This is a genomic window from Geitlerinema calcuttense NRMC-F 0142 (genome assembly GCF_030285425.1).
Genome location: NZ_JASVEJ010000018.1, coordinates 50,785 through 60,118, shown reverse-complemented (window position 1 = coordinate 60,118; position 9,334 = coordinate 50,785). Strand labels below are relative to the sequence as shown.

Below are 9,334 nucleotides of genomic sequence, written 5' to 3'. Positions count from 1 at the left end.
AATGATATCTTCCGCTTTCGGCTGAAGTCTCAGAGTCATTAGGGAATGTCTTTAAAAGTGCGATCGCCCATTCTCCGGGTTGACTTTTTTTATTGCATAAATTAGAAACTCTCTACAGATATCAGATCTTATAGCGTTTTTGATTGGATGAGATACGGCACGATCCCCCTAAATCCCCCTTAGTAAGGGGGACTTTGAAGAAAGTGTACTTCACGAACCTGAAAAATGCTGTATGTCTACACGGTTGGGATAGAGGAAGGAGAGTGCTGAGTGGGAAAAGAGTGCGCTCGTTCCAAGTTCCGTAGCTTGCACACCAAGTAGCGGTGGTCAGAGAAGTATGGTAGTCAGTATTTACCCCTTCTTCTCCCCAACCCCCAACTCCTAACTCCCAACTCCCTTCTTCTTCCCCAACTCCTAACTCCCAATTCCCAATTCCCAACTCCCTTCTTCCCCCCACCCTGTTTTATGGTTCGACGATCACGGGCGTTCCCATTTCTACCATTGAAAAGAGGGCTAAAATATCTTGGTTATACATCCGTATGCAGCCGTGGGAGGCGGGTTGACCTACTGAGTCTTCATTGGGGGTACCGTGGAAGCCGATATAGTTGTTACCGTCCGTCCAGAAACCAATCCAATGAGATCCTAACGGGTTATCGGGGCCAGGTTTAAATACTTCTCCCGTCCAGGGGTGTTCCCAATAGGGATTTTCCACCATTTGCATCACCGTATAGCTGCCGACTGGAGTTTCCCAACCGGGTTTACCCACGGCGATGGGATAGCTAGTTTTGAGTTGTTCGCCTTGGTAAACGCGAACGCGTCGTTCTCCAAGTTTAATCACAAGGCGTAGTTGTTCGGTAACGGAGGGCAAAAAGCTAGCGGGTTCGCCGATGGGAGGAAGTTGGGGTTCTTCTGCCGCTAGTAAGGTTTCGTTTAGGGTTATTGTTGGAGTTGAGGCGATCGCACTAACTTGCAGGCTGCCTAAAAGTGTAGCAATACTGACAAGGCTGGTCAAAAGCGATAATTTTTGGCGTTGCCCGTGCAATGGTTGTTTCTCCATAGCGGTTGTCTCAAGCCCTCTAGCCTAGGTTGATTGTCAGTTTGTAATCATGATAAACTGACAGATTATTTTACTCGATTCCTCATCAAAAGACTACAACCGGAAGTTTGAGCCATCGCATTAGAAATTTGACCTTTTTGAAGAAAAATCTAACTTTGTACAGAGGCTATTTTGCAACTTCTATGAACTTTTGATGAAGTTTCTTTAAAGGCGATCGGTTCAATCCAGAAAACTAATTAGCTTGAGAGCATCGGGTTTTGCCATTAACTCTTTAGCAAGTAAGTAGCCTGTAATCGTCCAAGTTTGAAATTTCCGCGCTTCCTTGCCAATTAACCGGCCATTTTTGCCATCATAGTATTCCGGCCAACCGTCAACCAACAAGCGTTGTTCGGCAATTTCAATGGCTTGATGAGCTAATTCTTCTCGCCCCGTTTTAATCGCGGCGGCGACAAACATCCATAGCAAAACGGGCCAACTTCCGCCATTATGATAAGACCAGGCCCGATTTTTAGGATCGCACCCCGTCAGCAGTTGCCACTCGCGATCGTCTAAGGCGGGATAGCATAATTTCAAGGGCATTTCAGCCACTAGATCGTCCCAACGATAGGTAATTAATTCCATAATGGCTTGCGATTGCGGTACGCTCGCTAAATCGGCAATAATTGCCATCAAATTCCCCAGGGTAAAGAAGCGACAATCGAGTTGAGAAGGGCCTAAATTTCCGGCTAAATAACCGCCCGTCGGGGGCAACCATTTAGAGAGCCAATCAAAGGGAATGGATTCAGAATAAATATTATATTGATTGAGGGCTTCTTCGCCGTATTCTTCAACGCGATAGCGATAAATTTCGTTGAGGCGATAGTTATCTAACCAATATTCTTCGCGAATATGTCGGGCGAGGGGAACCAAACGGGTATTAACGGCTTGCAGGAACGATTTATTTTCTTCATTAACCAGAAATAATTCCTGTGCAGAGCGCAAGGCTGCGTAGAATAGGGATTGAATTTCTAGAGGATGTCCCGCTATTCCCAAGCGACGATCGATCATGCACGCGCCATCGGGAACCAGTAGGGTTGGGTAAATATCGAAGCGCGACACTAAGCATAAATCTAAAATAAGGCGAATTCCCCGTTGAAAGTCGGGGCGATGGGCTAAACCTATATCTCCTGTGGCTTTCACATAAGCCCGCAGCATAATTAGCCACCATAAACTTGAGTCTACAGGGGTGACTCGACCAATAGCGCGATCGCCAAAATCCGCTTTTAAGATTTGTTCGCCATTTTCGGTAGTCACCTTAAAGCTAGCAGGCATTAAGCCAAAACCGGGTTGAAAGAAGTCAAACTGTCTTTCTTTGACTTGCAAGCGCAGGGTTTTCTCTAGAAAATTCTGGACGATCTCATTTTGTCCGCGAATTAAAAATACGAGGGCAGAAGAGACAAAATCGCGAATAAAACATTGATCGTAATTCAGCGACTCCACATCCGGATCGCAAGCGGCTACGGTACCAATGGGGCGATTTTGAAAGTAAAAAACAGATTGCTCTAGGGCAGTATACGCTTTAGCGATCAAATCCGGCTGCTCTTGCATTGCTTCTCCTCACGATCTGGACTATACCGAAACTTAGGATACTACCCACTGCTGAAAAAATTAACTGAACTGGCTTTTCCCTGAACCTTCTCCAGATCCCCTCGCACGCACAAAAGAGGTAGTTGACACTCCTCTCGCAGAAGGAAGAGACGTTCTTGAGGGAACGCCTCTAGGGAAAAAGTAATTAAGCGATTTTTTACATCGTGCTTAAGCTATTTTTGGCTTCTTGGGCGACTTGTACCACCTCATCGCGGGTGAGTTGTTCTAAAGTTGTCTGTGCTTCTGAGGTGCCTAAGCGATGCAGTGCTTGCACCACCCGATAGCGAATTTGCCAGTCTGGGTTGGTTGCAAAGGGGATGAGTAGGGAGACGGCGCGGGGATCTCCAAGTTCGCCTAATGCGCTAATAGCGGCGGTTTGTTCGAGTTCGGTTGAAGCGCTTAAGCCTTGTTTAAGCAGATCGAACGCCCGCAAGTCTCCCAGTTCGCCTAATGCGGCGAGGATGCTAAATTTCACCAACCACTCGGAACTCTCTTGATAGATTTGTTCGAGTTCGGGATAGGCTTCGGTTAAGTGGAGTGCGCCGAGGGAGTCGGCGGCGGCGGCTTTGACATCGGCTTCAGGATCGTTGAGGAGGCGATCGCGCAACAGTTCTAAAGCCACTTGTCGATCTTGTTCGCCTAGGCTAGAAACCTGACTGACAGCCGCATAGCGGACTCTGACATTAGGATCGTTTGTTGCAGGTTGAATCATCTCAAACGCGATCGCCGGATCGAGTTCGCGCAGTTGGTTCACTCCCCGCAAGCGATCGCCATAATCATCCGAACTTAATAATTGTTGAACTGACTCAGGTGTAACGCTCATGCTTTTTTTATGATGTTTCCCTTAAAGAGGTTGCTTAAACAAAATGCTGACTAAGCTTTAACCATTGAGCGAATAATATCGCCACGGGTGAGAATTCCGACTAAAGTTCCCGCTTCATCGAGTACCGGAAGGCGGCGAATATTCCGTTCGTGCATCAGCTTGGCTGCGTCTTTTAAAGGTCGATCGGCTTCAATCGTAATGGGGCGATCGCTCATCACCTCTGCTACGGTTAACCCCATTGCTTTGTGCAAGTCTTTTTCATAGGTGGCGGGATTTTGCAGAAAAATTACGCTATCGAGCAGCATAATATAAGGCGGTGGCGTCACTCCCGTTTCTTGCCAGAGCAGGTCACTTTCGGAGATTACGCCGATTAACTTGCCTTCTTCGACCACCGGAAGCCCGCTAATGCGATGTTCGGCGAGGGTGTTAATGGCTTGCTGGAGGGTGGCTTTGGGGTTCACCACCACCGGATCGCGGGTCATCACATCAGCAACAAGTTTGGGCATACGTGCTTATCACTCTCAAAATAGCAGTCAACGCTTCAATTTTAAGAGATTGTGGGGGACAACCGAAGCTACATCGGCAGTTGACAAAAGGTTTCTAGAATCGTAATGCAGTTGGCGATCGCGCCTAAATGGGCAATTTCATAACCGTGGGTGTTCTGGGTGGGGAAGGCTAAACAGGCGGCTTTGGGAACGCAACCAAATTTCATGGCGATCGATCCATCGCTACCAAACCCGCTAATAACCGCTAGTTGAACGGGAATCTCTGCCATTTGCGCCGCCAGTTGCAATTGCTGATTCAACCCCTCATCGTAGATGCCGTAGCCATCTTGAGAGAGTAAAACTGGGGCCTCGCCGTCTTCAATGGGGTATTCTGGCGCTAGGGGACAAATTTCTAAGGCAATTAACGCTTCTAAGCGCTGGCGTTGGGCAAAGTATAGCGCCCCAATCGCCCCAACTTCCTCTTTAGCGGAGGCGACTAGGTAAATATCAATGGCTGGCTGTTTCACCCGTTCTGCTAAGGCTAAAAGAATGGCGACTGAGGCCTTATTATCTAAGGTATAGCTGGCAATATAATCTTTCAGGCGGATCGGGCGCTTGCGATGTTTGCCAATTACCACGCGGGTTCCCGGACGAATTCCCGCCGCTTCTAATTCCTCGGCGCTGCATTTGGTTTCTACCCAAGCATCTTCCCACGCTAGCGGCATATCGGTCTGTTGGGCTTTCTGGGGCGATTCGTGGGAGACATGGCGAGAACCAAAACTGAGGATACCGCTTAAGGTAGCGCGATCGCCTAATAAATCGACAACGCCTTCCCCATACACCCAGGGAAACGCGCCGCCGAGTTTGCGGACTTCGACTTTTCCCGCGTCTCCAATGGTTTTGACAATTGCGCCAATTTCATCTTTGTGGGCGGTAATGGCGATCGCTCTTTGGGAGTCTTTTCCCGGTATCCTAATAATCAGATTGCCCGCCGCATCTAAGTTGGCTTCTACCTGCATACTCGCCAAGCGACTCAGCAAGAACCGATCGATTTCTCCTTCCACCCCACTCGGCGAATGCTGCAATACCAATTCTTCAATCGTTTCAAACAGTCGATCGTAAATCTCACTCATACCCATTTAGCAAAACAGTCCTATTCCATGATGCGCTAAACGGAGTTTGAAATGCCCCTCAACCTCACTCAACCGACCGCTAATAAAAGATTCAGCTTACTTTTTAATTCTGGAGAAACCAATAAGGGATTGTACGTTTCACCTTGGTAAGGCTGCCAGACATAGCCGGAACTGAACGGGCGAAACGTTGAAGTGATACCTAGCTGATTGGCAATTGCGATCGCTAATACTAAGCCGGGAAACTCTAGATTGGAAGATTCTAATAGCAATTCACTATAGGTTCTAAACTCATCGACTTCAACACCCACCAAAGCATAACGAAAGGGGGGGGCTGATTGTAAATGCTGATAGAATAAAATTCCCAATTCTGTCAATAAATAAGCATCTTCTGGAGTAGTGACTCCCGCTTCTGTCAAGCTTTGAGGGCAAACTCTACACCACCAGTTCTCCTCAAGATCCTGAAAGACATCAGCGCGAACCTGATATTGATGATTGTTAGAGAGTACCCCTTGGGTTTGTTGAAAATGTTGAGCAAATTGCTTGGCGTTGCCTTCTTGTGTGCCACACTCTGCCGATAAACTAAAGACCCATACCATTAATTAATCCATCCGCAATCATCTACAAATATTGCTTCACTCGACTCTTTCCCAATCATTTTGAGTGCTGGCTAATGCTGCTTCATACCGGGCTAGAGACATAGTAGCGCTTGGCTGGATGCTAACATGGGTTGAGCTATCTTGGACTGCTTGCAAGTCTCCCGTAATTTTGCTGTCATCAAGTTGCCATAGAGCATCTTTGCTAGTTCCTCCAAACTTTGAAGGTTTACGGAAAGGGGGTAATCCTTCAATCGATAAAGAGACAGACATCCCTTTAGTATCCTTGATTGCCACTGCGATCGCTTCCCCTTGCAGTTGACGATCTGATTCCGCCAGCAAATAACCCTCCTCATCCAAACAGCCAGCAGGCCATTGCTCAATATTAATATCAATTCCGGGTCTAACACCTAGCAATCTAGCACTTCGCCCCATTTTGGGTTTGCCATCTTGCTCAACCATACCTCGATAATACAGTTTGGCCATCAATCCCAATTGTATTGTGATATTTCAGGACTTGCGAACTGAACCCAAGGACGTGCTGTGGGAATCGCAGGAGATGGCCCCACCTCAGCGGTATCGCCCTGAGCTTACGCTACAGTGGGAAAGCATGACTCTTTCTCAGTTGGTATGAACCCTAGCACTTCTTCGGTAAAACAGCGACGCCCAGAGAGTGACTGGAAACTCTTTTTGAGGTTAGTACCCTATGCGCGTCGGAATCAGGGTTTGCTGATTCTCTGCTTTGTCCTGTTGATCCCATTGTCCCTAGCAGGGGCCGTTCAACCCTTAATTGTCGGTCAAGCGGTATCGTTAATTCGCCAGGAGGAAGTTTGGCCGCTTCTTGCCAATTTCAGCGTGGCTAATGGTTTAAATATTCTCTCCGGCTTATTGTTAGTTACTGTTATTATTCGCCTATTATTTGTCGGGTGGCAGGGATATTTAGTGCAAAAAGTCGGTCAACAAATGACCGCAGAAATCCGTAACGATCTCTTCGATCATGTCACATCTCTGGCGGTTCGTTTTTTCGACCGAACGCCCGTGGGTAAATTAATTACCCGCTTAACGAGCGATGTTGAAGCCTTGGGAGAAGTATTTTCTACCGGGGCTATTGGCATTCTCAACGATATTTTTACCATTGCTGTTATTATCGTCATTATCTTTTTGCGGCAATGGCAATTAGCCAGTTTATTAGTTTTAATGTTATTGCCAGTAACGGCAGTCATTATCTATTTTCAGCAGCAATATCGTAAAGCGAACTATAAAGCGCGGGAAGAACTCTCAGTTCTCAACGCTCAGTTACAGGAAAATATTGTCGGGATTGGTGTGGTTCAACTGTTCCGGCGCGAACGGTTTAATAGCGAACTGTTTCGCAATACCAATAACAAATATATCCATGAGGTGGATAAAACCATCTTTCACGATTCGGCGGTTTCTGCCACGCTAGAGTGGATTGCGCTATTTGCGATCGCAGTAGTCCTCTGGGCGGGTGGCGTGCTGGTGATGCGCGAGGAACTGAGTTTTGGGATACTGGCAGAATTTATCTTATTTGCGCCGCGTTTATTTGACCCTTTGCGCCGCTTTGCTGAAAAATTCACCATGCTACAAGCCGGGTTTACCGCCATCGAACGCATTAGCGATGTCCTCAACGAACCGATTGAAATTCGCGATGCTGTAGATTCTAAAGGACAACTGGCAGAATCTAGCGCCCAATCGGGTGAAATTCGCTTTGAGCAAGTGTGGTTCGCCTACAAGGGGGATGAGTACGTCCTCAAGAATTTAGACTTTACCATCCGTCCGGGCGAAAAGGTGGCGCTTGTGGGCCCTACAGGTGCGGGAAAAAGCTCAATTATTCGCCTGCTGTGTCGCCTCTACGAACCCACGAAGGGACGAATTTTGGTAGATGGGATTGATATTCGCGATCTTCCTCAATCCGAACTTCGCCGCCATATTGGGGTGATTTTACAAGATGGGTTTCTATTCGCTGGGGATGTGAAAAGTAACATTTCTCTGGGAGAACGCTATAGCCTAGAGCAAATTCAAAAAGCGGCTCAATCCACTAATGTTGCCAGCTTTATTGAAGATTTACCCCAAGGCTATGATACCCAATTGCGGGAACGGGGAACGAATCTGTCCAGCGGACAAAAGCAGCTATTAGCGTTTGCTCGCGTGGCGATTCGAGAACCTAAAATTCTCGTTTTGGATGAAGCAACGGCGAACTTGGATGTGGGAACAGAGGTTCTCATTCAAACTGCTTTAGACCAGCTTTTGGAAGAGAGAACGGCGATTATTATTGCTCACCGCCTCTCGACTATTCGTAATGTTGACCGAATTTTGGTGTTAAAACGGGGTGAGTTGATTGAGTCGGGTTCCCATGAGGAATTGTTAACTCAAAATGGGCTGTATGCCAGCTTGTACAATTTACAGGCGTTGGGAGACGTGAAATAGGTTAAATAGAGTAGTAGAGGGGAAAGGTTTTGGCTTCCTTGGGTTTAACGTAAACGCGCTGGTTGGGTTGTAGTTGGAGTTCTTTAAAGCGATCGCGATTCAAGTGAGCGTTTAAAACCTGTCCATCATCCAACAATAACTCAACTTGAACTTCCCACCCCAAGTTAATCAGCCGTCCGACTCTGGCGGGTACGCTACTCTCTGTAGCAGTCGTTTCAATCGCGACATCGTGAGGACGCAAGAAGATTTCGGGATGCGCTGACTCAAACCCGTTCCCCTCGAAGATCCGCGAGGTACTCGGTAAAATATTCACCGGGCCAATAAAGCTCATCACAAATGCTGAAGCCGGGTTGTCGTAAATATCAGCCGGGGTTCCCACTTGTTCCACTTTCCCCTGGTTCATCACCACAATTTCGTCCGAGACTTCCATTGCTTCTTCTTGGTCGTGGGTGACGAAAACGGTTGTAACATGGACTTCATCGTGCAACCGTCGCAACCAAGCGCGTAAATCTTTGCGGACTTTTGCATCCAACGCGCCAAAGGGTTCGTCTAAGAGTAGCACTTGCGGTTGGACGGCTAAGGCTCTCGCTAAGGCCACCCGCTGGCGCTGTCCTCCGGAAAGTTGCGAGGGATAGCGATCGCCTAATCCTTGCAATTGCACTAACTCTAGCAGTTCTTCCACCCGGTCTTTACGTCGGGTTTTGGGGACTTTGCGAATATCTAACCCAAAGGAGATATTCTGGCGCACAGTCATATGCTTGAATAGGGCATAGTGTTGGAAGACGAAGCCAATATTCCGGTCTTGCACGCTTTGGTAGGTGGCATCTTTGCCCGTCAGCAAAATCTTACCTTCATCTGGGGATTCTAACCCTGCAATGAGCCGCAATAGGGTGGATTTACCCGATCCAGAGGGACCGAGTAAAGCAACCAAAGAGCCGGATTTGACTTCTAAGCTGACTTGGTTAACGGCAATAAAACTACCAAACCGCTTAGATACGTTTTCAACAACAATGCCCACGCTCAAAAACCTCTAAATCTGGGAAAATGTAACAGTGAAGGATGAAAGACGGAACGGCACGTTAATCCCAGAGATTTTTAGGCTAGTCTTCATCCCTCGGTGGAAATGCAGGTAGTAAAACGCGGTTTTGTAACCAATCGCCCTGGTCTACCAA

Annotated in this window: 9 protein-coding genes; 1 reads left to right on the top strand and 8 read right to left on the bottom strand. The window is 47.5% G+C overall.

Features of this window, described 5'->3' with window-relative positions; translation table 11 throughout:
- Positions 1 to 463: 463 nt before the first annotated feature.
- The 7 genes from QQ055_RS04930 to QQ055_RS04900 form a co-directional block, all read right to left on the bottom strand.
- Positions 464 to 1,057: a L,D-transpeptidase gene (locus tag QQ055_RS04930; protein ID WP_284474343.1), complete on the bottom strand. Its 594-nt coding sequence runs from the start codon at positions 1,055 to 1,057 to the stop codon at positions 464 to 466.
- 219 nt (positions 1,058 to 1,276) lie between these two features.
- Positions 1,277 to 2,644, bottom strand: coding sequence for a glycoside hydrolase 100 family protein (locus QQ055_RS04925; protein ID WP_069969304.1), 1,368 nt, complete (start codon positions 2,642 to 2,644; stop codon positions 1,277 to 1,279).
- Between the two features lie 196 nt (positions 2,645 to 2,840).
- The gene (nblB, locus tag QQ055_RS04920; RefSeq protein WP_284474342.1) at positions 2,841 to 3,506 is read right to left on the bottom strand and encodes a phycobilisome degradation protein NblB; all 666 of its coding nucleotides are present in this window, start codon (positions 3,504 to 3,506) and stop codon (positions 2,841 to 2,843) included.
- Positions 3,507 to 3,556: 50 nt separating this feature from the next.
- The gene (locus QQ055_RS04915; protein WP_283360449.1) at positions 3,557 to 4,012 is read right to left on the bottom strand and encodes a CBS domain-containing protein; all 456 of its coding nucleotides are present in this window, start codon (positions 4,010 to 4,012) and stop codon (positions 3,557 to 3,559) included.
- A 68-nt stretch (positions 4,013 to 4,080) separates the two neighbouring features.
- On the bottom strand, positions 4,081 to 5,124 hold the full coding sequence (locus tag QQ055_RS04910) for a M42 family metallopeptidase (protein ID WP_284474341.1): 1,044 nt from the start codon (positions 5,122 to 5,124) through the stop codon (positions 4,081 to 4,083).
- A 68-nt stretch (positions 5,125 to 5,192) separates the two neighbouring features.
- On the bottom strand, positions 5,193 to 5,720 hold the full coding sequence (locus QQ055_RS04905; protein WP_286004289.1) for a hypothetical protein: 528 nt from the start codon (positions 5,718 to 5,720) through the stop codon (positions 5,193 to 5,195).
- A gap of 36 nt (positions 5,721 to 5,756) precedes the next feature.
- Positions 5,757 to 6,203 carry a Tse2 family ADP-ribosyltransferase toxin gene (locus QQ055_RS04900; protein WP_284474338.1) on the bottom strand — a complete coding sequence of 149 codons (447 nt, stop codon included), beginning with the start codon at positions 6,201 to 6,203 and terminating at the stop codon, positions 5,757 to 5,759.
- A gap of 144 nt (positions 6,204 to 6,347) precedes the next feature.
- Here QQ055_RS04900 and QQ055_RS04895 point away from each other — a divergent pair, with 144 nt between their 5' ends.
- Positions 6,348 to 8,162, top strand: coding sequence for an ABC transporter ATP-binding protein (locus tag QQ055_RS04895; protein ID WP_283360445.1), 1,815 nt, complete (start codon positions 6,348 to 6,350; stop codon positions 8,160 to 8,162).
- A 1-nt stretch (position 8,163) separates the two neighbouring features.
- Here the strand turns inward: QQ055_RS04895 and QQ055_RS04890 are convergent, their stop codons facing one another.
- Positions 8,164 to 9,180 carry a sulfate/molybdate ABC transporter ATP-binding protein gene (locus QQ055_RS04890; protein WP_284474337.1) on the bottom strand — a complete coding sequence of 339 codons (1,017 nt, stop codon included), beginning with the start codon at positions 9,178 to 9,180 and terminating at the stop codon, positions 8,164 to 8,166.
- Between the last annotated feature and the right edge of the window lie 154 nt (positions 9,181 to 9,334).